21 protein-coding genes are annotated in these 23,149 nt (G+C 44.2%); 4 read left to right on the top strand and 17 right to left on the bottom strand.

Annotated features, from left to right (window positions below; genetic code table 11):
* Positions 1-41 precede the first annotated feature (41 nt).
* The 7 genes from GPK60_RS11400 to sigK form a co-directional block, all read right to left on the bottom strand.
* Positions 42-326 carry a co-chaperone GroES gene (locus GPK60_RS11400; protein ID WP_022118875.1) on the bottom strand — a complete coding sequence of 95 codons (285 nt, stop codon included), beginning with the start codon at positions 324-326 and terminating at the stop codon, positions 42-44.
* Positions 327-863: 537 nt separating this feature from the next.
* Positions 864-1,658 carry a GTP-sensing pleiotropic transcriptional regulator CodY gene (gene codY / locus GPK60_RS11395; protein WP_022118873.1) on the bottom strand — a complete coding sequence of 265 codons (795 nt, stop codon included), beginning with the start codon at positions 1,656-1,658 and terminating at the stop codon, positions 864-866.
* A 162-nt stretch (positions 1,659-1,820) separates the two neighbouring features.
* The gene (gene topA / locus GPK60_RS11390; protein ID WP_215660149.1) at positions 1,821-3,896 is read right to left on the bottom strand and encodes a type I DNA topoisomerase; all 2,076 of its coding nucleotides are present in this window, start codon (positions 3,894-3,896) and stop codon (positions 1,821-1,823) included.
* A 72-nt stretch (positions 3,897-3,968) separates the two neighbouring features.
* Positions 3,969-5,081: a DNA-processing protein DprA gene (gene dprA / locus GPK60_RS11385; RefSeq protein ID WP_252191383.1), complete on the bottom strand. Its 1,113-nt coding sequence runs from the start codon at positions 5,079-5,081 to the stop codon at positions 3,969-3,971.
* Positions 5,082-5,091: 10 nt separating this feature from the next.
* Positions 5,092-6,714 carry a YifB family Mg chelatase-like AAA ATPase gene (locus tag GPK60_RS11380; RefSeq protein ID WP_346727775.1) on the bottom strand — a complete coding sequence of 541 codons (1,623 nt, stop codon included), beginning with the start codon at positions 6,712-6,714 and terminating at the stop codon, positions 5,092-5,094.
* Between the two features lie 14 nt (positions 6,715-6,728).
* Entirely contained in the window at positions 6,729-7,328 is a 600-nt protein-coding gene (locus GPK60_RS11375; protein ID WP_022118869.1) for a 4'-phosphopantetheinyl transferase superfamily protein, read from the bottom strand.
* Positions 7,329-7,373: 45 nt separating this feature from the next.
* Positions 7,374-8,024: an RNA polymerase sporulation sigma factor SigK gene (gene sigK, locus GPK60_RS11370; protein WP_215660146.1), complete on the bottom strand. Its 651-nt coding sequence runs from the start codon at positions 8,022-8,024 to the stop codon at positions 7,374-7,376.
* A gap of 177 nt (positions 8,025-8,201) precedes the next feature.
* Here sigK and GPK60_RS11365 point away from each other — a divergent pair, with 177 nt between their 5' ends.
* From GPK60_RS11365 to GPK60_RS11355, 3 genes are all read left to right on the top strand, one after another.
* Entirely contained in the window at positions 8,202-9,401 is a 1,200-nt protein-coding gene (locus GPK60_RS11365; RefSeq protein WP_215660144.1) for a metallophosphoesterase, read from the top strand.
* A gap of 128 nt (positions 9,402-9,529) precedes the next feature.
* Complete coding sequence (locus GPK60_RS11360; protein ID WP_215660139.1) at positions 9,530-9,685, top strand: hypothetical protein; 156 nt, start codon at positions 9,530-9,532, stop codon at positions 9,683-9,685.
* A 190-nt stretch (positions 9,686-9,875) separates the two neighbouring features.
* The gene (locus GPK60_RS11355) at positions 9,876-14,555 is read left to right on the top strand and encodes a glycoside hydrolase family 2 TIM barrel-domain containing protein (protein WP_215660137.1); all 4,680 of its coding nucleotides are present in this window, start codon (positions 9,876-9,878) and stop codon (positions 14,553-14,555) included.
* A 121-nt stretch (positions 14,556-14,676) separates the two neighbouring features.
* Here the strand turns inward: GPK60_RS11355 and GPK60_RS11350 are convergent, their stop codons facing one another.
* The 9 genes from GPK60_RS11350 to mtaB form a co-directional block, all read right to left on the bottom strand.
* Positions 14,677-15,903, bottom strand: coding sequence for a U32 family peptidase (locus GPK60_RS11350; RefSeq protein ID WP_215660134.1), 1,227 nt, complete (start codon positions 15,901-15,903; stop codon positions 14,677-14,679).
* 19 nt (positions 15,904-15,922) lie between these two features.
* Positions 15,923-16,570, bottom strand: a complete 648-nt coding sequence (locus GPK60_RS11345; protein WP_215660172.1) for an O-methyltransferase — start codon at positions 16,568-16,570, stop codon at positions 15,923-15,925.
* Between the two features lie 4 nt (positions 16,571-16,574).
* Positions 16,575-16,961 carry an endolytic transglycosylase MltG gene (locus GPK60_RS11340; protein ID WP_215660131.1) on the bottom strand — a complete coding sequence of 129 codons (387 nt, stop codon included), beginning with the start codon at positions 16,959-16,961 and terminating at the stop codon, positions 16,575-16,577.
* A 47-nt stretch (positions 16,962-17,008) separates the two neighbouring features.
* Complete coding sequence (locus GPK60_RS11335; RefSeq protein ID WP_173896471.1) at positions 17,009-17,368, bottom strand: YlbF family regulator; 360 nt, start codon at positions 17,366-17,368, stop codon at positions 17,009-17,011.
* A gap of 15 nt (positions 17,369-17,383) precedes the next feature.
* Positions 17,384-19,048 carry a ribonuclease J gene (locus GPK60_RS11330; protein ID WP_022118860.1) on the bottom strand — a complete coding sequence of 555 codons (1,665 nt, stop codon included), beginning with the start codon at positions 19,046-19,048 and terminating at the stop codon, positions 17,384-17,386.
* A gap of 37 nt (positions 19,049-19,085) precedes the next feature.
* Positions 19,086-19,340, bottom strand: a complete 255-nt coding sequence (locus tag GPK60_RS11325; protein WP_022118859.1) for a DUF1292 domain-containing protein — start codon at positions 19,338-19,340, stop codon at positions 19,086-19,088.
* Positions 19,341-19,368: 28 nt separating this feature from the next.
* The gene (gene ruvX, locus GPK60_RS11320) at positions 19,369-19,833 is read right to left on the bottom strand and encodes a Holliday junction resolvase RuvX (protein WP_022118858.1); all 465 of its coding nucleotides are present in this window, start codon (positions 19,831-19,833) and stop codon (positions 19,369-19,371) included.
* Positions 19,818-20,087 (bottom strand): IreB family regulatory phosphoprotein, encoded by a 270-nt coding sequence (locus tag GPK60_RS11315; RefSeq protein WP_022118857.1) that lies wholly within the window; start codon positions 20,085-20,087, stop codon positions 19,818-19,820. Before GPK60_RS11315 ends, ruvX begins: the two co-directional genes overlap by 16 nt.
* A 128-nt stretch (positions 20,088-20,215) precedes the next feature.
* Entirely contained in the window at positions 20,216-21,529 is a 1,314-nt protein-coding gene (gene mtaB, locus GPK60_RS11310) for a tRNA (N(6)-L-threonylcarbamoyladenosine(37)-C(2))-methylthiotransferase MtaB (RefSeq protein WP_215660128.1), read from the bottom strand.
* Between the two features lie 97 nt (positions 21,530-21,626).
* Here mtaB and GPK60_RS11305 point away from each other — a divergent pair, with 97 nt between their 5' ends.
* Positions 21,627-21,860 carry an HPr family phosphocarrier protein gene (locus tag GPK60_RS11305; RefSeq protein WP_022118855.1) on the top strand — a complete coding sequence of 78 codons (234 nt, stop codon included), beginning with the start codon at positions 21,627-21,629 and terminating at the stop codon, positions 21,858-21,860.
* Positions 21,861-21,958: 98 nt separating this feature from the next.
* On the opposite strand, the gene thiI is transcribed toward GPK60_RS11305, so the two are convergent.
* The gene (thiI, locus tag GPK60_RS11300) at positions 21,959-23,137 is read right to left on the bottom strand and encodes a tRNA uracil 4-sulfurtransferase ThiI (protein WP_147631629.1); all 1,179 of its coding nucleotides are present in this window, start codon (positions 23,135-23,137) and stop codon (positions 21,959-21,961) included.
* Between the last annotated feature and the right edge of the window lie 12 nt (positions 23,138-23,149).

Here is a 23,149-nt window from a genome sequence, read left to right as displayed (position 1 = left end):
ATCAATCAACCTCCAGTTAATTCTTGATTTAATCTATCCTGTTATTCAACAACTGCCAGAATATCATTCTGTTTTACGATGATATATTCTTCGTCTTCCAGTTTTACTTCATTTCCTGCATATTTTGAATAGATAACTTTATCTCCGACTTTCACCTGCATGGTTACTTCTTTGCCGTCTACCATTCCGCCAGGTCCGACTGCAACAACTTCTGCTTCCTGTGGTTTTTCCTGAGATTTGCTTGCCAGAATAATACCGGACTTTGTTGTCTCTTCTGCTTCAAACTGTTTTAATACAACTCTGTCACCTAATGGTACTAACTTCATTTTATATTCCTCCTTAAATTATAATCGCCTTATTTATCATGTTATTAGCACTCACTTTTATCGAGTGCTAACTTTAGTACATATAATAGTGAACTTTCTCAAAATGTGCAAGCGGAATTATTTTCGTATATTTATTTATATTCTCTTTAATTCTTTTTATTCCTCGTATTTTCTCATGTTTTCTCATTTTTTTGTATTTTATACTTTTTTTATAGATGATGTGGGTGTCAAAAGTAATTGTACAATCTCTTCTGACTTTAACATTATACTTAGAAAAAGAACCACTGCAAAAACTGAAAATCCCGTTTTTCTGCAATGGTTCTTTTCCTGTTTAAATCGTTTCAAGTCGAACGCACGTGAGACTTGGTGCGTGATTCTGGTCAGCGAAAGCTGACATATTCTTCTCAGAATCACTGCACATTCTCGCGGAGCGTTTATCTCAGTCGGAGATTGTACTCCCACTGAGAAAGACTTGTTATTACTCACCACTTACAGAAGTGGGAGTCTTCTCGACTGAGATAAAACAATTTTACGTGCTTATCCCTGGGCGTTCTCTTTTCGTTTCTTTTTAATATCATCCAGTTCCTGAAATACCACATCATTCAGGACTTTGATGTACGTTCCTTTCATTCCGGAGGAACGGGACTCAATCACACCTGCACTTTCAAATTTCCGAAGTGCATTTACAATAACCGAACGTGTGATTCCGACACGGTCTGCGATCTTGCTGGCTACCAGAATGCCTTCTGTTCCGTCCAGTTCATCAAAAATATGGATGATCGCCTCAAGTTCTGAGAAAGAAAGTGTACTGATAGCTGATTTTACGATTTGAACTTTACGATTTTCCTCCGCATTCTCTTCATGCACAGAACGCATCATTTCCAGACCGACCACGGTCGTACCATACTCGCTGAGGATGATATCATCAATATCATATCCTTCTCCGCATTTGTACATAAATACCGTACCGAGACGCTCTCCTGCAATATCGATCGGATTGATAATCGCCTGATATTTTTTCACATCTCCGCTTTCAAATCCCAGTGTCTCCAGATTGACATTTTCTTTTGTAGATAAAACACCCAGAAAACGTTCATTCAGAAGTTCATCAATGTGGCCCCCAACTTCATCATCGATCAGTTCTTTGATTTCTTCTACGTTTGGTGTGATGCTGATTCCAAGTACTTTTCCTTTTTTGCTGATCACAAGCACATTGGACTCCAGAATTTCTGACAGTACTTCACAGATATCATTGAATACGACTTTACTGCTGTTGTTGTTGTGTAAAAGTTTGTTGATTTTTCGAGTCTTGTCTAATAACTGTACACTCATCGCTCTTCTCCCTTCTGCCTTTTTTGTCTTTTGCACGATTTCCCCTGCTATTCTTGGCATATTTTTAATTTATCATAATTCTTTTGAATTTTCAATATATTTAACGCAAAAAAGCTGCAAACAGCAGCTTCTTTTGCTTTTCTGGCGTGAAATTTCGCACAATTATTCTTTTTGAGATTTATTTTCAATATAACCGCATGCTTCATTGATGCAAAGAAGCTTATTTCCCTTCTCAACCATAATGCCTCCGCATTTCGGACATTTTTCTTTGGAAGGTTTCTGCCAGGACATGAAATCACAGTCCGGATTATTTTCACATCCATAATACTTTCTGCCCTTTTTGGTCTTTCGAAGCACAATGTCCTTGCCGCATTTCGGGCATGCCACACCGATCTTTTCCAGATAGGGTTTGGTATTTCGGCACTCTGGGAATCCCGGGCAGGCAAGGAATCTGCCATGCGGACCATATTTAATGACCATGTTGCGGCCGCACTCTTCACAGACAATATCGGTCACTTCGTCTTCAATCTTGACTTTTGCAAGTTCTTTCTCTGCATTTAAAACTGCTTCGTCCAGATCCGGATAGAAATTGCTGACAACCGTTTTCCAGTTGACCACGCCTTCCTCCACTTTATCCAGCAGAGATTCCATGTTTGCTGTAAAATTGACATCCACAATACTCGGGAATGCCTGTACCATGATATTGTTTACGACTTCTCCAAGTTCTGTCATATACAGATTTTTATTTTCTTTTGCCACATAGCGGCGGTTGATGATCGTGGTGATCGTCGGTGCATAAGTACTTGGACGTCCGATTCCAAGCTCTTCCAGCGTTTTGACAAGAGCGGCCTCTGTATAATGTGCCGGCGGCTGTGTAAAATGCTGCTTTTCCTCACAACTCTTAAAGTTCAGCTGTGTCTCTGAGGAAATTTCTTTCACGAGAAGATTTCCCTCGCCCTTTTCTTCTTCGTCCTGCACATAAACTGCCATAAAACCGTCAAATTTTTTCTTGGAGGCGGATACATGGAAACGGTATCCGGCTGCATCGATTTTAACGGAAGTCGTAGTATACTGTGCATTTGCCATACGGCTTGCGGCAAATCGTTTCCAGATCAGCTGATACAGACGGAACTGATCTCTTGTGAGCGATTCTTTTAAAGCAAACGGTGTCCTCGTGATGTCCGTCGGACGGATTGCTTCATGAGCATCCTGGATCTTTTTACCGCTCTTTTTCTCCTGCACAGCTGCAGAAACGTATTCTTTTCCGTAGTTTTCTTCGACATAAGCTCTCGCTGATGCATCGGCTTCATCTGAAATACGCGTGGAATCCGTACGCAGATAGGTGATGATACCAACGGTCCCGCTGCCCTTTACATCCACTCCTTCATATAACTGCTGTGCAACACGCATGGTTTTCTGTGTGGAGAAATTCAGCACCTTGGAAGCTTCCTGCTGAAGCGTACTGGTTGTAAACGGAACCGGAGCTTTTTTGGTACGTTCTCCTTTTTTCACTTCCGCCACCTGGTACTTTGCACCTTCCAGCTTTTTCGTGATCGTATCCAGCTCTTCTTTTGAATGAATCGTTATCTTTTCTTTTTCCGTACCGTAAAATCTGGCAGTCAGCGGTTTTCGCTCTCCCTGAATCGTAAAATCGGCATCCAGGGTCCAGTATTCTTCCGGTATAAAGGCTGCGATCTCTTCCTCGCGGTCTGCAATGATCCGTAGAGTGACAGACTGTACACGGCCTGCACTTAAGCCTCGTTTGACTTTCGCCCACAGAAGCGGACTGATCCGGTATCCAACCATACGGTCCAGCATACGTCTTGCCTGCTGTGCATCCACCAGATCCATATCGATCGCACGCGGATGTTTCAGAGATTCTTTTACAGCTGTTTTCGTAATTTCATTGAAGGTAATCCTGTGGATATCTTTTTCTTCTAGTTTCAGTGCCTTTGATAAATGCCAGGAGATTGCTTCTCCTTCGCGGTCAGGGTCCGTTGCAAGATATACTTTATCTGACTTTTTTACAGACTTGCGAAGTGCTGCCAGAATATCTCCCTTTCCGCGTATGGTAATATATTTCGGTTCATAATTATTTTCAACATCAAACCCCAGCTGACTTTTTGGCATATCACGTACATGTCCGTTTGATGCTGCGACATCATAGTTAGAGCCAAGAAATTTTTTGATGGTTTTTACTTTGGTAGGTGACTCAACAATAATCAGATATTTTGCCATATGTTTACCCCTTTTTCAACTGTTTACGCCCAAAATCGGTGCAACGGCTTTCACAGTGCTTATTGTTTTTCCTCAGACCTTCGAATAATGATTTTTTACATCCTCCGCAACAAGCCCGCACAGCATCAGGCGAACCAGTATTGCACTTACTTTCTGCGGGGTGAGGTTTGTCTCATCTGCTATGCTCTGAAGATTTTTCGCCTGAAATTCCAGAACACTATACACCAAATTTTCTTCGCTTTCAAGTGCAATGTATGTTTTTTTTGTGTTTGTATGATTTTTTTTCTTAATTTTAAGACGTTCCAGGATCTGATCTGTGGAGAGAAAAATGCCGGCTCCCTGGTCGATCAGGCGGTTGCATCCGGCACTGAGTGCATCTCCGGCTCTGCCCGGCAACACCATAACATCTCTGCCCTGTTCCAGTGCCTGATCTGCTGTGATGAGTGATCCGCTTTTTTCTCTTGCCTCTATCACGATCACCAAATCCGAAAGGCCACTGATAATGCGATTTCGCATTGGGAAATGAAAAGGAAGCGGACTACTTCCCGGCGGATATTCCGATAAGACTCCTCCATTTTTCAGTAAATTCTGATACAGATCCCGGTTTTGCATCGGGTAACAGATATCCGGTCCGCATCCAAGTACCGCATAGCTCTTTCCGCCTCCTTTTATGGCAGCTCTCTGGGCAGTGCCATCGATTCCTCTTGCCATGCCGCTTACAAGTGAAATATCATATCCTGCCAGCTCTTCTGCGATCTTTACCGCAAAATGTCTGCCATAGGCACTGCACAGTCTGGCACCGACGATCGCCACGGTCTTCTCATTTTCCTTTGGAAGCTCACCTCTTATAAAAAGTCCGAACGGATAATCATAAATTTCTTTTAATTTCTGCGGATAGGATGTATCTTCACAGCTGATAAAACGTATGCCTTTTTTCTGCATTTCATTCCATGCCTTTTTCGCATCCCAGGCAGCTTTTTCACGAAAAAAGGCTTTCTTATGTTCTTCATTTTCCCAAAAAACTTCACCGATTTCTCTTTCATCGGCCTGCCATATTTCTTCCGGCGTACCGAAAAAATCCAGCAGCATCTGTTTTTCTTTTCTTCCAAAGCTTAAGATACTGCAAAGCCAGAACCATTTTTCTCTCCGTTTTTCATCCTCTGTTTTTTCTTCTTTTTCCTGCATCCCTTCTGTCTCACCTCCAGATCTGCCGCTGTTCAAAAATGCGGTAACCGATCGCCTCATACAGATGTTCTTCGGCAATCTGCTCTTTCTGCTCCATATCCGCAATAGTACGGGCTACCTTCAAAATCTTATGACACGCTCTTGCCGTAAGATCCATTTTCTCATAAGCATCCCGTAAAACTTTCTTTTCTTTTTCTCCGATCCTACAATATTTTTTAATACCCGCCGCATCCAGATCGGCATTATAGCGATAACCGGTATCCCGATAACGCTCCCTCTGGATCTGCCCCGCCAGCTCAACTCTTTTTCGTATCGTCTTGGAATCTTCACTCTTCTTTTCACAGATCAGTGCATCGTAATCTACTCTTACGGCCTCCACACTGATATCCATGCGGTCAAGGATCGGGCGGCTGATCCGGCTCTGATAACGGCGTATCTCCGCCTCACTGCAGATACATTTCTCAAGATTGGGAAAATTCCCACACTTGCAGAAATTGGTGGCTGCAACGATCATACAGTCTGCCGGAAACACATAGCTCCCATACACTCTTGAAATATGGACTCTTCGCTCCTCCATAGGCTGCCGCAGGATTTCGATCGTTTCTCTTTTAAACTCTGCCAGTTCATCCAAAAACAGGACACCTTTATGTGCAAGACTGATCTCTCCCGGCCGCGGAATCCTGCCTCCGCCTGCCAGGGCAGAAGGCGATATGGTATGGTGCGGTGCACGGAATGGACGCTTTCTGATCAGCGGCTGTTGACTGGACAGTAAACCTGCCACACTGTAAATGGAAGATACTTCCAGACTCTCTTCCATTGTCAGGGACGGCAGAATACCCGGCATGCATTTTGCAAGCAGCGATTTCCCGGCTCCGGGCGGTCCCATCATCAGAAAATGATGTCTTCCGCCGGCCGCAATCTCTGCGGCTCTCCTCACTGCACTCTGACCGTGAATATCTGCAAAATCAGGAATTTCTGTTTCTTCTATATTATATACATCTTTTTTGATTTTCCCGGGGATTGTGCCTTTCTGAAGATAGCGCAATACTTCTTTTAAGGTACTTACTCCGACAATGTGGATATCCGATACCATTTCTCCTTCTGTGCGGTTTCTCTCCGGCAGGATACAGGTATGACATCCGTTTTTTTTTGCCAGCTGAACAATGGGCAACGCCCCTTTGATCCCTTTGACTGCTCCATTTAATCCCAGCTCACCTGCCACCAGGACACCTTTTAAAGTCTCCATGGGCAAAAGCTGGTACGCTGCAAGAATGGCAAGTGCTACCGGAAGGTCATAGCTGCTGCCGTCTTTATGTATGTCTGCCGGAGAGAGATTGACTGTGATTCTTTTCGGACGAAGCTGGATTCCGCTGTTGCGAAATGCTGTCATAACCCGATCCTGTGCTTCTTTTACTTTCGCTGACAGATCTCCCACCATGGAAAATCCCGGAAGCCCTTCACTGACATCTGCTTCTACAAAAATCGGCAGACCCTGGATTCCGCAGATGGCTGCGGATAAGACTCTGCTGAACATATTCTTTTCTCCTTTGATTCGTTGTGATAATGTGCCGAAATGGCGGAAATAATGATAGATTGTTTCCAGTTTATCATATTTTCTTTTAAAATGCAACACTTTCTTTTCAAACGTTACAGATTATTGTTTTCGTTTTCTTCCATATAAATAACAGAAAGGTTCGAAAGCATTTTTTTTGTTTTCAGACAGACTGCCGCCTGAAAATCTTCTCCGTCCAGAAAGAAAAAATGATACACTTCCTCATAGGTCTTTCCATCGAGCACTTCGGAAAGATCCAGATTCGAAAGCTTCTGCCGGATGCCTGTTCCGATGCATTTCAGATAACTTTCTTTTGCCGTCCAGATTTTGCTGAAGTATCTGATCTGCACGGCAGGATCTTCGATTGCGAGTAACATCTTTTTTTCATTTTCATGGCATACCGCACGGATCAGACGTTCCGTCGGATGGATCAGACGTTCTATGTCCACGCCAAGCGGTGTTTCTGCAATCCCGCATAAAATGCCGGCATCCGCATGACTGTAATTAAAACAAATCTCCGGGTATTCCGGAAAGTAAGGCTTTCCGTAGATTCCTTTTCCAATAGCCGGCAGTTCCTTTAACGAATATTCTTTTCTGATGCCGTAAAGGAGTACTCTTTTTGCCATATTGCTCTGTATTTTATGCCGTGCGGCACTTTTTTCCATTCTTTCTTTTGTTCTCATAAGATAGATCACGTTCTTTTCCTCCTTCGCACAGTGTAACACGCTTTTTTTTTCCTGTCATCTGCTTTCGCGTATGCCTGTTTTTCCTTTTTCCCGAAAACAGGAACGCAGTTTGCTCAGGGCATTTTTCTCAATCCTGGAGACATACGATCTGGAAATACCAAGTTTCTGTGCAATTTCCCGCTGTGTTGTTTCCTTCTGTCCAAGGATCCCATAACGCAGACTCAGTATCTGTCGCTCCCTTTCATTTAACTGTGCCATATAATGATACATTTCACGGATTTCCTGCTTTTTATTGATCATCTCTGCCAGGTCTGTATTTTTTCCTTCCACAATATCTACCAGGCAGATTTCATTTCCTTCTTTATCCATACCGATCGGTTCGTAGAGAGAGATTTCTTTTGAAGTCTTCTTTTTTAACCGCAGCATCATCAGCAGTTCATTGTCAATGCATCTTGCCGCATAGGCCGCCAGTCTGTTGTTTTTCGTATGATCAAAGGTCAGGACTGCCTTGATAAGGCCAACCGTCCCTATGGATATCAGATCATCTGCATCTTCATCCGGATGCTGATACTTTTTAGCCACATGGGCAACCAGCCTCAGATTACGTTCAATGAGAATCTGCTTTGCCTCCTCGTCGCCTTCTTTATACTTCTGGAGATAGTATTTTTCTTCTTTGACGGTAAGTGGTTTTGGAAATGTCTTCAAAGAAAAACCTCGAAGCAGATTTATATTATCATATGCTGATTTTCTTTTTGCTGTGCCTTTCCACTTTTTTCTTTTTTAATCCTGTGCTATACTGACAGAAAAGATATTAAGATCAAAAGGTCTTTTGACCCTGGCATCACAGAAAGTAAAGTTTTCACGATCACAAAGGAGATTCTTATGGCCGCACTTTTTCTTGCACCCTTTTATCTTGCGGTGTGCTTTTATGTTTTAAACTGGATGTTAAAATGGATGGCCGTCTGCAATAATATTTTTGCTCTGGCTGCTTTCCGCTATGGATTTTCTGCCCTGTACATTCTGACAGCTACCACTTTGCTGTCTTCTTTTCTGATCAAAAAGCCCGATGGACTGCATCGGACTTTAAAACACATCAGCAATCTGTGGCTGGGCACATTTCTCTATGCCCTGATCGGTATCGGCATTGCAGATTTCATCCGCATCCTGCTCTATTTTTCTCCGCTTGCCGATGCTTCCTGGTTTCATTCCAGACTGATGTTTGCAGCCACCGGCTTTTTTACCGGCGTTCTGATCCTTTTTTTTAGTTTTTATGGATTTTTTCATGCCAAAAAACTCTACACAACAACCTGGAATATCTCCTCTGCCAAAAGCTGCAGCGGACATGACACTCTGAAGATTGCCCTGATCGCCGATCTGCATTTGGGCTATAACACAGACGAAATTTTTCTGAAACGCCTTGTAAAACGGATCAACAAACTGCAGCCGGATCTGATCATCGTGGCAGGGGATACGTTTGACAATGATTTTCATGCGATAAAACATCCTCAAAAATGTGCATCCATTTTATCCGCTCTGAAAAGCACGTACGGAACTTACTGCTGCTATGGAAATCACGATCTGGACGAGGCGATTCTCGCCGGTTTTACTTTCGGAGGACAGAAAGAAAATGCCGATGAACGGTTTGAGCAGTTTTTTCACGATGCCGGCATGACTCTGCTGGATGACGAAGTCCGTCTGATCGAGAACCACTTCTATCTAGTCGGAAGAAAAGATCCTGCACGCTGCAAAAAACTGATTTCCGAAAAAGAACGCTTAACTCCGAATCAGCTTACACAACATCTGGACAAGTCCAAACCGATCCTGATCATCGACCATCAGCCAAAAGAACTTTCGCTTCTTGCGGATGCCGGTGCTGATCTGATCCTTGGCGGTCATACACACAACGGGCAGCTTTTCCCCGGCAATCTGCTCCTGCCGCTGATGTGGGAGAATCCTTACGGTCTTCTGAAAAAAGGAAATGCCTACAGTGTTGTTACCTCAGGTGCCGGTGTATGGGGACCGAATATGCGTCTTGGAACAAAAAGTGAAATCTGTCTTGTAAAAATGCAGTTCCATTCTTGAACAGTTCTTCTTTAAGACAAATTTTCACCGATTTTATATGGTAATTGTGAAATCTTTTCACAGTTGCCATATTTTTTATTTTAGGTATGGTCATTTTTACCTGTTAGTGTTAAAATTGTAACACACGTTTGTACATCAGAAACAAATTTGCCCTTTTCAAAAAGACGGCTTCCAAAGTGACCGTAAGTGTTCCAAAGAGCATCCGGAACAATAAGAAAAAAGCTGCTGCTTTCCAGAAGAAGCTGACCAAGAGTGGCATGAGCAAAAAACCGAAGCTCAAATGACCAGTATCTTTTCTGCTTTGGCAGAAAATGGTCAGATTTATCAAAACAATCCTGTATGCGAAACCTGTATTTTCAGGTTTCGCATATTTTTTATGGATTTCCACACATTTTTCTGGTCATTTTGTTCAAAAACTGCTAAGATAATATCATGGTATTTTTAAACCATTTTATTTTTAAGAAGGAGGAACACATGAAAAAGAACATCAAAAAACTGCTGACAGTCACATTAGCCGCTTCTCTTTGTATTCCGTCAATTCCGAGAAGCATGACAAACGCTGCCGCCTCTTCTGCCACGTTTGGGGAGGCAGAAGACATTTCCGTAAGCCAGATCGTTACGGAACGCACCAACCTCTTCAATTCCGGATGGAAATTCTTTCTTGGAAATTCCACCTCTGCACAGAATCCAGATTTCAATGATGCTGACTGGCAGTCTGTTGATCTGCCGCACGATTTCAGCATCAGCCAGAATTTTACAACATCCGGTGAAGCAGAAAGTGGATTTTTACCGGGCGGCACCGGCTGGTACCGCAAATCTTTCACACTCCCTTCCAATCTTTCCGGCAAATCACTCGTTCTCAATTTTGACGGTGTTTACAACAATGCCTATGTCTATGTGAACGGAAAACAGATCGGGGAACATCACTACGGTTATACGCCGTTTTCCCTTGATATCAGTGATTACGTCACCTGTGACGGCAGTACACAGAATGTCGTTGCAGTCAAAGTCGTACATACTACACCGTCCAGCCGTTGGTATTCCGGCAGCGGTATTTACCGTGATGTCAATCTGATCGTTACCGATCCGATACACGTTGCCGTAGACGGAACGACTGTCACTACACCGGATATCGAGAGCGGAAAGGGAACCGTCAACACAAAAGTAGAAGTGGTCAATGACAAAAATGCTTCTGCAAATGTTACCGTCCGCACAACGGTTTATGATTCCAACGATCAGAAAGTTTCGGATACTGTCCAGAAAACCGTAAGCGTGGCCGCAAATTCCACTTCGGAAGCAGAACTCTCTGCCCTAGTTGCAAACCCATCTCTCTGGTCTGTGGACGATCCGACCCTTTACTATGTCCGCACAGAACTTGTTTCCGATGGAAAAGTAACTGATACTTATGATACAACCTTTGGATTCCGCTGGTATAAATTTACAAGCGGCAGCGGATTTTCTCTCAATGGAAAAAATGTAAAATTAAATGGTGTCTGCATGCATCACGATCAGGGTGCCTTAGGCTCTGCCGCTTACTATGATGCCATGTATCGCCAGCTTAAGATCATGAAAGATATGGGAGCCAATGCAATCCGTATCACACACAACCCGGGTGACAAAGATTTTATTGAAATCTGCAACAAACTCGGACTTCTTGTGATCGAAGAACTGTTCGATGGATGGGTAGATCCGAAAAACGGAAACAGCTATGATTTCAGCTCCTATTTTACCAAAACACTTGGCGATGACAGCTTGCTTGGCAGCAGCAGTGACATGACCTGGGCAGAATTTGCAGCAAGATCCGTCGTTCGCCGTGACCGCAACGATCCTTCCATCATCCTCTGGTCTTTGTGCAATGAGGTACAGGAAGGTACCTACTGGAACAATGTCGGCTCCTACGCAGGCATCGCCCAGAATATGATCAACTGGATCAAAGAGGAAGACGCTACAAGACCGACCACCAGCGGTGACAACAACCGTGGCGGTGATTCCAGACTGGTTGCCGTTTTAAATACGATCCTGAAAAACGGCGGTGTAGTCGGCTTCAACTATGCAAACACCAGCAGCCAGCTGCAGAGCCTTGCTTCACAGTACGGCGGTGTGATCCTCGCCAGTGAAACATCTTCCCATGTCAACAGCCGCGGTATTTACAGTACACAGGCAACCCGTGCCAATGCCGACGGTAAATTCCATCTGACCAGCTATGATACTTCTGCTGTTGGATGGGGAATCACAGCACATGAATCCATTTACAATACCTATCAGTCCGACAGTGTTGCCGGTGAATTTGTATGGACCGGTTTTGATTACATCGGTGAACCGACTCCATGGAACGGCACCGGAAGCGGTTCTGTCAGCTACAGCGGTGCTATTCCAAACAGCAGCTATTTTGGTATTGTAGAAACCAGCGGTTTTCCGAAAGATTCCTATTATCTCTACCGCAGCCAATGGAATAAAGAAGAAAACACGCTTCACCTTGTCACTGCATGGGACAGCAACAATATGCTTACCTCAGGCGGCAAAACACCGGTATGGGTATACAGCAATGCACCGAAGGTAGAACTTTACCGCAACGGTACTCTGATCGGTACCACTACTAGGCAGGCACACACTTCTGCTGCCGGTCATACTTACTACACTTACTCTTCTGTAAGCAACAACAGCAGCGTTTGTACAGCTTCCAATGGAAACGGTTCCGATGCCACCTACGCCGTATTCAATGTTGCATTTGAAAAAGGTACGATTTCTGCAAAAGCCTTCGATGAAAACGGCGAAGAAATCACAGAGTTTGAAGGCAATGCTTCTGTTTCTACTCCGGATGGAGCAACAAAACTGAAAGTCAGTGCTGACAAAACAGAACTTGTCGCCGATGGCAGCAGCCTTGCTTATGTCACCGTTGATGTGACTGATGCAAACGGAAACCTGAACACCAAAGCAACCAATACCATCAACTTTACTCTGGAAGGCAACGGCAGCATTGCCGGCGTGGACAACGGAGACCAGGCAACCACGGATAAATTCCAGCAGGCAAGCGTTCTTCCAGACAGCACATCTGCCAGGATCAATGCTTACGCCGGAAAAGCACTGGTGATCATAAAATCCACCAAAGATGCCGGTGATATCAAACTGAATATTACATCTGGCGGCATGACTGCCCAGAGTATCCGCATCCAGACAAAAGCTGCTGCAAATACTTCTTCCGATGCGATAAGCAGCTACCGCATGTCAAAACACTGCTATATTCTCAGCGGTTCTTCCAGTATCCCGCTTCCGCAAAGTGTAGAGGCTACTTTTGCAAATGGAACAACGAAAAATCTTCCAGTAACCTGGAATGATTATGACAAAGATGCCCTGAAAAAGAGCAAAGCCATCTTCCAGGTGACTGGTTCTATCAAAAACGGAGAAGAAAAAATCCCGGTAACAATGACGATCCACGTATACAGCCAGATTGTCACTGCCCAGAATTATTCCGGTATTACAGCACCGGATACCATGCCAACCCTGCCAACGGTTTCCATGACCTACAGCAAAGACGGTTCTGCATTTGAAGAATTTCCGGTAACCTGGGATACTTCAAAACTGACAAATACAAGCTTTTCCAAGGTTGGCGGCCTTGTGACCATAAATGGCAGTGTAACCGCTCTCGGAGAGACTTATCCAGTAACTGCGAGCATCCGTGTTGCTTCCCCGGTTTACGGCGAGAGTGTCAATATCGCTCCGGATTATCTGGATCTGACACAAAGCTGTAAGAGTGCATCAGACAACCTTCTGGCGATCGTAGACGGTATCCGCAGCGATACAAACGGAGGCGGAAGTTCCAGTTCTCTGCGTTGGACCAACTGGAATACAAGAAACGATACAGATTCTCCGGTGATTACCCTGACATGGGCTACTGCTCACCTGGTAGATCAAATCAATCTCTACTACTATACCGAGAATGTTTCCACTTCCCAGGAACCAACCAGCGTCAAATTTGAATATTCCCTGGACGGATCCGATTTCGTGGAGATCGACCATGAAGAGGCTGTAAAAATCCCGGATGTGACAACCGGTTCTGCTACTGATAAAATCTCCAACGGTTACAGCTTCAAACTGAAAAGTACCATCAATCCGATCGCCGTTCGTATTATCCTCGGACATGATACCGGCAAATTTATTGGTCTGACGGAAGTAGAAGTTATGAGCAGCAGCATTTCTTATACAAGAAACAGATCTGCATCCTTAAAAGGTATTACTTACGGAACAAAAAGCATTACGTTCAATCAGAATACCAGTTACAAGATCACAGGAGATTCCTTTGACAGCAATCTTCTGAAGATTTCCAACGATGTGAACGCAGCGGTAAGCGTCATACCGGTAAGCGACAAACAGTTTACTCTGATTTCCGTATCAGAAGACGGTTCTGAGACAAAAACTTACACGATCACCTTGACCGAAAATGGCAGCGGTGAGACTGAGACCGAAACTCCAGCTACTGAAACTGAGACCGAAACTCCGGCCACCGAAACTGAGACCGAAACCGAAACCCCGGCTACGGAGACCGAGACTCCGGTTACGCATCCGCCACTGACGGAAAGGCCAGAAACAGAAGCACCGGAAACTTCTTCCAATGATAAGAATGAAAGTCAAACGCCCGCTGCCAAACCGGAAACACCTTCTACGGACAAACCGCAGACACCTTCCACTCCAGCTCTCAAAAAAGGTGACACCTTTAAGGTTAAAAACATCCAGTACAAAGTCCTGAATGTTTCCAAAAAGACGGTAGCCGTTGTCAAGGGAACAGACAGAAAACCGGGTAAAGTAACAAAAGTAACGATTCCAAACACTGTAAAAAATGCTGCAAGCAAAACCACCTTTACGGTAACTCAGATCCAGGCAAATGCATTTAAAAACTACAAAAACCTGAAATCTGTCATTATCGGAAAGAACGTTACGTCCATTGGCAAAAACAGCTTCTACGGATGCCAGAAACTTGCAAAAGTAACTTTCAAGGGAACTTCTGTAAAAACGATTAAATCCAAAGCCTTCAAAAAGACGGCTTCCAAAGTGACCGTAAGTGTTCCAAAGAGCATCCGGAACAATAAGAAAAAAGCGGCTGCTTTCCAGAAGAAGCTGACCAAGAGTGGCATGAGCAAAAAACTGAAACTGAAATAAGAAAGTTTGATTATCACACACAAAAAAGATGCGAGTCCATTGCGGATTCGCATCTTTTGGTTTATAAAGGACTATTTTCTTTCATTTAATTGTTTTCTCATCTAAAGCTTTTTGGCTCATCTTATTCTTTTCTTCTTAAAATATCATATGCTTCCGCTCTTCCGCCTTCCAGCTCCACATGCAGGATCTGTTTGGAATGCGGTGCACTTTCCTGTTCTTCACCGTCCTCATTGAGGATCCTCTTTACTGTAACCTCTACATTCTGACCGTCCGGTTTCATGATCTCAATCTGCTCACCGACACTGAATTTATTTCTCTGCTCAATGCGACAGCGACCTTCTGCATCGACTTCCCCGACGATACCAAGATAGGTATATTCTTTCACGTAAGTATTATTATCGTATATCTGCGTGTTCTCATCCGGTCTTCCATAAAAGAAACCGGTCGTGAACTGGCGGTAGGTACAGCTTGCAATCTGTGTGCGGTACCACGGCATATGCTCTTCATAAAGTTTTGGATCTTCCAGATAATCATCGATCGCTTTGCGATACGTTCTCGCAACCGTTGCCACATAGAGGGCCGTTTTCATTCTGCCTTCGATCTTAAAGCTGTCAATCCCCGCATCAAGCAGATCCGGGATATGTTCGATCATGCAAAGATCCTTGGAATTAAAAATATAGGTGCCTCTTTCATTTTCATAAACCGGAAGATACTCACCCGGTCGTTTCTCTTCCACAACTGCATATTTCCAGCGACACGGATGCGTACAAGCTCCCTGGTTGGCATCTCTGCCTGTAAAATAACTGCTGAGCAGACATCTTCCGGAATAAGAAATGCACATAGCTCCATGCACAAAGGTCTCAATCTCCAGATCCTCCGGAATGTTTGCACGGATCTCTTTGATTTCCTGCATGGAAAGCTCCCTTGCAGAAACCACTCTCTTCGCTCCCAGTGTATGCCAGAAATGATAGGTAGCATAGTTTGTGTTATTCGCCTGGGTACTGATATGGCGTTCGATTTCCGGACAGATACGTTTTGCGATCTCAAACACCCCCGGATCGGCAATGATCAGTGCGTCCGGTTTCACTTCTTTTAATTCTCTGAAATATTCCTCAACGCCCTCCAGATCCCGGTTGTGTGCCAGGATATTGGCTGTCACGTAAACTTTCACGCCATGCTCATGGGCAAAGGCAATGCCCTCTTTCATATCTTCCATCGAAAAATTCTTGGCTTTTGCACGCAGTCCAAATGCTTCGCCGCCAATGTAAACGGCATCCGCTCCAAAGATGACCGCCGTCTTTAATACTTCCAGGCTGCTTGCCGGCACCAGCAATTCCGGTTTCCTCATCGTTCTTCCTCCCATTTATCTATTCCTTTATTTTCACGCTGAGTGTTGCTCCATCCCCGATAGGCACAATGCTGGTCACCAGATGCTCATTGTGTTTCAGTTCATAGAGATACTCCCGCATCCGTTTGTATATTGTCCTGTTTCTTCGCTCTACTGCATAATGGGACTCGATAATGTCACCATCCTGCAGCACATTATCCGAGATCAGGATGCCGCCGACTTTCAGCAGACGCATCACATCCGGCAGAAAATGAATATACTGCCCTTTTGCAGCGTCCATAAAGATAAAATCATAAGAACCCTCAAGTTCTGCAAGAATCTCTGTGGCATCCCCTTCCAGAAAACGGATCTGTGACTCCTTCCCGGCTTTTCTGAAATTTTCTTTTGCGATCGGAATGCGTTTTTCATACTTTTCAATTGTTGTGATTTTGGCTTCCTTTGGTGCATATTCACAGAACAGCAGTGTGGAAAATCCAACTGCTGTCCCTACTTCCAATATATTGACCGGACGCTGCATCTGCAGCAGCACCTTGAGAAAGCTCTGCATTTCTCTTCGTATGATCGGCACATGATCTTCCAGTGCTTTTACCTCAAGCTCCGTCAGGAACGGGGTATTTCCCGTATCCAGGGAGTTGATAAAAGCTGTCATTCTTTCATCTACTATCATATCGTTACTCCGTCTCAGTCTCTTTTTCATCCGCCCGGCTCAGTACTCTCAGCATCTCTTCTGCTGTCTGTGAGGTGTTCAGTACATAGCTTCCGGGCTCAATTTCTCCTTTATATTCAGAAAGCATATATTGAATGCGAAAAACATTCTTATCTTTGATCAGTTTCTTCTCTTCCAGAAGCTTTGCGATTTCACCAAAGGACATATCTTTGGTGATCGTAACTGCTACCTTTTTTCCGGGAGCCTCACTCATCGCTTCCTGTGCAAATATCTGATATCCGAATGTGTAGGCCCGTCTGCCGGTAAAAATCAGAACAAGCACAAGAACCGCCAGCAATACGATTTTCACGGCAATGCCGACTGCAATTGATTTTGCACTGTTCTCTTTCATGCACCCTCTCCTGTCTTACCAGTACATTAATCCTGCAAGGAACAGTACTAGTCCGTTTCTATGATATCTGCAAAATTTTCAATTTCCATATCCACAGATGTCAGTATCTCATCCGCACATCTCTGAATGATCCTGCATATCTGAAGCTCCGCTGCCAGATACTCCTGTATAACCGGATTCTTCTGCATATCTTCGTATTCCCGCTCCAGATTCTGCACATCATCAAACAGATCGTAAGCATTGCTTCCATTCTGAAGCAGATAATTCTTTTTGCGGAACTCATCCAGCCTCTGTCGAAGCTGCGGCTCTTCGGATACTTTTCTGCTCACTTCCCGAAACGCTTTGTACGCTTCGCTTCCGCGAAGTGCAGCCGAAAGCTGCACCGTATATTCCTTTATTTCATCCATTTTCTATCAGCCCCATCATACTTCCATAATGATCGGCAGGATCATCGGGCTTCTCTTTGTTCTCTTCCAGAGGAACTCGCTTAAGCTGTCACGGATTGCTGTCTTTAAACGTCCCCAGTCGGTCACTCTTCGATCCATGCAGTCCTCAATAGCTTCTTCTACTACATGTTTTGCTTCATCCATCAGTCCTTCGGATTCTCTGACGTATACAAATCCTCTGGATACAATATCCGGACCTGCAAGAACTTGATTGCTGTATTTTTCAAGCGTCAGTACCACGATCAGAATACCGTCCTCCGCCAGATGCTGTCTGTCGCGAAGAACGATATTTCCGACATCACCAACACCCAGTCCGTCTACCAGGATCGCTCCGGTCTGTACACGGTCTACAACCTGTGCTTTTTCTTCATCTAACTCCAAAACATCTCCTGAGGACAACAGGAAAATATTGTCCTTTGGAATACCAAGACTCTCCGCAACCTGTGCCTGTGCTTTCAGATGACGGTATTCACCATGCACCGGAATCGCATATTTCGGATGAACCAAAGAATAGATCAGCTTGATCTCTTCCTGACATGCATGGCCGGATACGTGGGCATCCTGGAAAATAACATCCGCCCCTTTCATCGAAAGCTCATTGATCACTCGGGAAACTGCTTTTTCATTTCCCGGAATCGGGTTGGAGCTGAAAATAACGGTATCGCCCGGCTTGATCTGCACTTTACGATGCATGTTGGATGCCATACGGGAAAGTGCCGCCATGGACTCGCCCTGGCTTCCGGTTGTGATCAGCACCATTTGCTCATCCGGATAATTCTTCATCTGATCCAACTCGATCAGGGTATTCTCCGGCACGTTCAGATAGCCAAGCTCTGCCGCTGTGCTGATAACATTGACCATACTGCGACCCTCTACCACACATTTGCGTCCATATTTATAGGCAGAATTGATGATCTGCTGTACACGGTCCACATTGGATGCAAACGTTGCAATGATGATCCTTGTATTTTTATGCTCTGCGAAAATATTATCAAACGTCTTACCAACGGTACGCTCGGACATCGTAAATCCTTTTCGTTCTGCATTGGTACTATCGCACATCAGTGCCAGCACACCCTTTTTGCCGATTTCTCCAAAACGCTGCAGATCGATCGCATCTCCGAATACCGGAGTGTAATCCACTTTAAAGTCACCGGTGTGCACCACGATACCTGCCGGTGAATAAATTGCAAGTGCAGAAGCATCTGCAATACTATGGTTTGTCTTGATAAACTCAATGCGGAATTTCCCAAGATTGATCGACTGTCCGTGCTTTACGACTTTTCTCTTTACGGACTTCAGAAGATTATGCTCTTTGAGCTTATGCTCGATCAGTGCGATCGTAAGTCTTGTCGCATAGACCGGAACATTCAGTTCTTTTAATACATATGGCAATGCTCCGATATGATCCTCATGACCATGTGTAATGACAAAACCTTTTACTTTATGTGCATTGTTTTTCAGGTATGTGATATCCGGTATCACAAGGTCGATCCCCAGCATATCGTCCTCAGGAAAGGACAGCCCACAGTCAACCACAACAATACTGTCTTCGAATTCGAAGGCAGTAATGTTCATGCCGATCTGTTCCAGACCGCCCAGAGGAATGATCCTCAATTTCGAATTGTTAATATTTTTCAAAAATTTTTACCTCCTGTTTCTTTTCCGTTCAGGCTCTTTATTCAAATTCAATATCATCCAGCATTTCCTGGAAGATTTTTGAAACTGCCTCTAATTCATCATCGTCATCCACGATCTCATATAACGCTTCATCATCACCTGGCTTTGACAGATCTTTCAGGATCAGTGCTTCTGCCTCATCGTCCTCAGAATCCGTTACCAGAATATAGCTGATGCCGCCAAGTACTGTCTGTTCCAGTACATAAAACTCAACTATCTGATCGTCCGCCAGTGTAAATGTAATTTTCTCCATAATAAACCTGTTGCAGCCCTGCTTCAAATCACTCTGGCTGCGTCCTTTCCCTTTTCATTCCTTCATGATCTAAATAACCCTGAAGAATATAGACAGCTGCAAGTTTGTCCACATACTTCTTACGGTCCTCTCTTCGCACGCCGCTCTCCATCATCGTCCGATGTGCCTCTACTGTGGTCAGTCTCTCATCCCACATCACAACCGGCAGACCGGTACGCTTCTCCAGCATTTTCTGAAATTCCAGAGATTTTTCCGCACGGTCTCCCACGGTATTGTTCATATTTTTCGGGTATCCAAGCACCAGGATCCCGACATCATACTCTGCGATCAGTTCTTCGATCCGTGCCAGCGTCTTCCTCAGTTTGTTCTCCTGAGTCCTGCGGATGATCTCCACGCCCTGTGCAGTAATCCCAAGCCCGTCACTGACTGCGACTCCAACCGTCTTGGAGCCGTAATCCAGTCCGAGTGCTCTTTTCTTTACTTCTGTTCCCATGTTCTGTTTTTAATATACTCCTTCAGAAGTTCTTCTACCAGCTCATCACGTTCCACTTTCATGATCATGCTTCTTGCATTTTTATAACTGGTGATATAAGTAGGATCGCCTGACATAATGTAGCCTACAATCTGGTTCACCGGATTATAGCCCTTTTCTGCCATTGCGTCATAAACAGTATCCAGGATCTCTTTTACGCGATATTCCGGATCTGTATTTACTTTGAAATATTGTGTATTACTGATATTTGCCATTCTTTTCACGTCCTTACCGTACAAACTATACTTCTATTCTAATATAACTGTCTGAAAAATTCAATTGTTTTTTGTAATTAATGCTTCTTCGCGTGATTTTTATAATGGCTTTGAAAACAATCCGCTGCTCAGGACCGAGCTTTTGTGCACAGCAGACAGTCCTGACAGCGTTCTTTTCCTGCCTTTACCAAAAGAATCTGATTGTCTAAATCTTCCGTCGTCTCCATCAACATGCGAATATACTCCATGGTATGGCCGGATGCATATACCTTCCCGTCAATCGTCACGCTTTCTTCAAAGAGTACTTTTGTGACGGTTTCGCTGATTTTTTCTTCAAATCGCTGCTTCCGCACTTTGCCGTCTGCGATCAGGATCGCACTTCTTCTGTGTGCCACATCGGACGGCACCTGATTTTCCATGACGGCTGCTTTCGTTCCTTTTCTTCTGGAATACTGGAAAATATGCGTTTCATAAAAATCTACTTTATTTAAGAAATCTCTGGTGATTGCAAACTCTTCCTCGGTTTCCCCCGGAAATCCGACGATCACATCGGTCGTCAGGGCCGGATGTTTAAAGTACTTGCGGATCAGTATGCATTTTTCATAGTATTCTTCTGATGTGTATCTTCGATTCATTCTTTTTAAAGTTGCATCACATCCACTCTGCAGGGAAAGGTGGAAGTGCGGGCAGAATTTCGGAAGAGCAGAAAGTGTTTTCACAAAATTTTCTGTAATGATACCCGGTTCCAGTGACCCAAGGCGAATACGCTCGACCCCCGCAACCTCATGCACTGCAAGGATCAGTTCCTGCAGTGTGCTGCCATGATCGATCCCGTAAGAACTCAAATGGATACCGGTAAGAACCACCTCTTTGCATCCATTGCCTGCCAGCGTTTTTACTTCCTCTACGACCTCTTCTTTTCTGCGGCTGCGTACACGTCCTCTCGCATAGGGAATGATGCAGTAGCTGCAGAACTGATTACAGCCATCCTGTACTTTCAGATAGGCTCTGGTGTGTTCCACCGTTTTTTCCAGAGACAGTTTCTCATACTCTTTTGTGTGATTGATATCGATCAGAGATTCCTGCACGGCACTGCGTTCATAATGTTCCAGAATACTGACCAGATCTTTTTTGCGGTTATTTCCGATAATAATGTCGATTGCAGAGTCTTCTTCCAGCTCAGTTCCTGCTGCCTGCACATAACATCCGGCTGCCACCACGATCGCATGCGGATTCATTTTCTTTGCTTTGTGCAGCATCTGTCTGGACTTGCGGTCTGCCATATTCGTCACCGTACAGGTGTTGATCACATAAACATCTGCCCCTGGTGCAAACGGCACAATCTCATACCCTGCTTTTTCCAGAAGCTGCTGCATCGCCTCCGTCTCATATGCATTTACCTTGCATCCCAGATTGTGGAATGCCGCTTTGCGTTTTTCCATATTTTATCCAATTCCTTTCTTTTAAGCTTGACAGTCTCCTCCGAAATGGGTATGATTAATGTATACAAAAACACATATTACAGGAGGTTTTATGACAATGAAAACTGTACAGATTTCTTTAAATTCGATTGATAAAGTAAAGTCATTCGTAAACGAAATTACAAAATTTGATTATGATTTTGATCTGGTATCCGGAAGATACGTAATCGACGCAAAATCTATTATGGGTATTTTCAGTCTGGACCTTTCCAAGCCGATCGACCTGAATATCCATGCTGAAGATGATTCCGATGTAATTCTTCAGGCATTAAAACCATACATCATCGACTGAAAAACCACATAAAATTTCAGATTTCTTTTGATTTTGATATTTTTAACTGCCGCAGTTCTCCTGCGGCAGCTTTTTTGTGACCATTTTTCCGTGTCTTTTTATTCTACCCAGAGTGTCTCAGCCGTATCGATTGCTTTTTTCACCATCTCGTCGATCTCTTCCTGCAGTTTCTCTTCACTGCGTTTGATCACTTTGATATTCGGTTTGGTAACCGGATGTTTTGCCACAAAGATCGTACAGCAGTCTTCGTACGGCTGGATCGATGTCTCATAAGTATCGATCTTCAGAGATACATCCACGATCTCCTGTTTATCAAAACCGATCACCGGACGGAATACCGGAAGGGTGCAGACTTCGTTGGTTGCTGCAAGACTCTGCATGGTCTGGCTTGCTACCTGTCCGATGCTTTCTCCTGTGATCAGTCCCAGGCATCCGGTCTCTTTCGCGATGTGCTCTGCGATACGCATCATGTAACGTCTCATAATGATTGTGAGTTCATCATGAGGGCATTTATCATAAATATACAGCTGAATGTCAGTAAAGTTTACGACATGCAGAACGATCGGTCCGCTGTATTTCGACACCAGACGTGCCAGGTCAACCACTTTCTGTTTTGCACGCTCACTGGTGTATGGCGGTGCATGGAAATAAACGGCATCAATCTTAACGCCGCGTTTTGCGATCATGTAGCCTGCAACCGGGCTGTCAATTCCACCGGATAACAGAAGCATAGCTTTTCCGTTTGTTCCGACCGGCATACCACCAGGTCCCGGAATGATCTTTGAATAGATATAGATCTTTTCACGAATCTCCACGTTCAGGGTGATTTCCGGATGATGTACGTCAACGCTCATATTCGGGAACGCTTCCAGAATACGCTCGCCAAGATCTGCATTTAATTCCATGGAATTTTTCGGATAATTTTTTCTTGCTCTTCTTGCATTGACTTTGAACGTATGCTCTCCATCCGGATATACGCGTGCCATATAATCGATCACTTCCTGAGAAAGCTGATCAAATCCTTCATCATTTACTTTCAGTACCGGACAGATACCCACAATACCGAAAACTCTCTGCAGTGCCTCCACTACTTCTTCAAAATCAAACAGGCCTTCGCTCTCCACAAAGATACGTCCCTGTTCTTTTCGTACATTAAATTCACCTTCCACTTTCTTCAGTGCATGGCGAATCTGTTTTACCAGTGCATCTTCGAAGAGATAACGGTTTTTTCCCTTGATACCGATCTCTCCGTATTTGATCAGAAATGCATGAAACATAAATTTCTTTTC

Source organism: Ruminococcus sp. MCC718 (genome assembly GCF_018783905.1).
GTDB classification, from domain to species: domain Bacteria; phylum Bacillota; class Clostridia; order Lachnospirales; family Lachnospiraceae; genus Hominisplanchenecus; species Hominisplanchenecus faecis.
The sequence above is the reverse complement of the archived record's forward strand: the minus strand, read 5'-3'. Positions and strand labels throughout refer to the sequence as shown.

What these genes read in the sequence shown, in the direction of transcription:
- GPK60_RS11355 (WP_215660137.1), top strand. Translation starts at nt 9,876, where the DNA reads ATGAAAAAGAACATCAAAAAACTGCTGACAGTCACATTAGCCGCTTCT.
- thiI (WP_147631629.1), bottom strand. Translation starts at nt 23,137, where the DNA reads ATGTTTCATGCATTTCTGATCAAATACGGAGAGATCGGTATCAAGGGA.
- GPK60_RS11315 (WP_022118857.1), bottom strand. Translation starts at nt 20,087, where the DNA reads ATGGCAAATATCAGTAATACACAATATTTCAAAGTAAATACAGATCCG.
- GPK60_RS11340 (WP_215660131.1), bottom strand. Translation starts at nt 16,961, where the DNA reads ATGAAAGAGAACAGTGCAAAATCAATTGCAGTCGGCATTGCCGTGAAA.
- GPK60_RS11325 (WP_022118859.1), bottom strand. Translation starts at nt 19,340, where the DNA reads ATGGAGAAAATTACATTTACACTGGCGGACGATCAGATAGTTGAGTTT.
- topA (WP_215660149.1), bottom strand. Translation starts at nt 3,896, where the DNA reads ATGGCAAAATATCTGATTATTGTTGAGTCACCTACCAAAGTAAAAACC.
- GPK60_RS11335 (WP_173896471.1), bottom strand. Translation starts at nt 17,368, where the DNA reads ATGGATGAAATAAAGGAATATACGGTGCAGCTTTCGGCTGCACTTCGC.
- GPK60_RS11305 (WP_022118855.1), top strand. Translation starts at nt 21,627, where the DNA reads ATGAAAACTGTACAGATTTCTTTAAATTCGATTGATAAAGTAAAGTCA.
- GPK60_RS11345 (WP_215660172.1), bottom strand. Translation starts at nt 16,570, where the DNA reads ATGATAGTAGATGAAAGAATGACAGCTTTTATCAACTCCCTGGATACG.
- GPK60_RS11400 (WP_022118875.1), bottom strand. Translation starts at nt 326, where the DNA reads ATGAAGTTAGTACCATTAGGTGACAGAGTTGTATTAAAACAGTTTGAA.
- mtaB (WP_215660128.1), bottom strand. Translation starts at nt 21,529, where the DNA reads ATGGAAAAACGCAAAGCGGCATTCCACAATCTGGGATGCAAGGTAAAT.
- codY (WP_022118873.1), bottom strand. Translation starts at nt 1,658, where the DNA reads ATGAGTGTACAGTTATTAGACAAGACTCGAAAAATCAACAAACTTTTA.
- GPK60_RS11365 (WP_215660144.1), top strand. Translation starts at nt 8,202, where the DNA reads ATGGCCGCACTTTTTCTTGCACCCTTTTATCTTGCGGTGTGCTTTTAT.
- GPK60_RS11350 (WP_215660134.1), bottom strand. Translation starts at nt 15,903, where the DNA reads ATGAGGAAACCGGAATTGCTGGTGCCGGCAAGCAGCCTGGAAGTATTA.
- dprA (WP_252191383.1), bottom strand. Translation starts at nt 5,081, where the DNA reads ATGCAGGAAAAAGAAGAAAAAACAGAGGATGAAAAACGGAGAGAAAAA.
- ruvX (WP_022118858.1), bottom strand. Translation starts at nt 19,833, where the DNA reads ATGGGAACAGAAGTAAAGAAAAGAGCACTCGGACTGGATTACGGCTCC.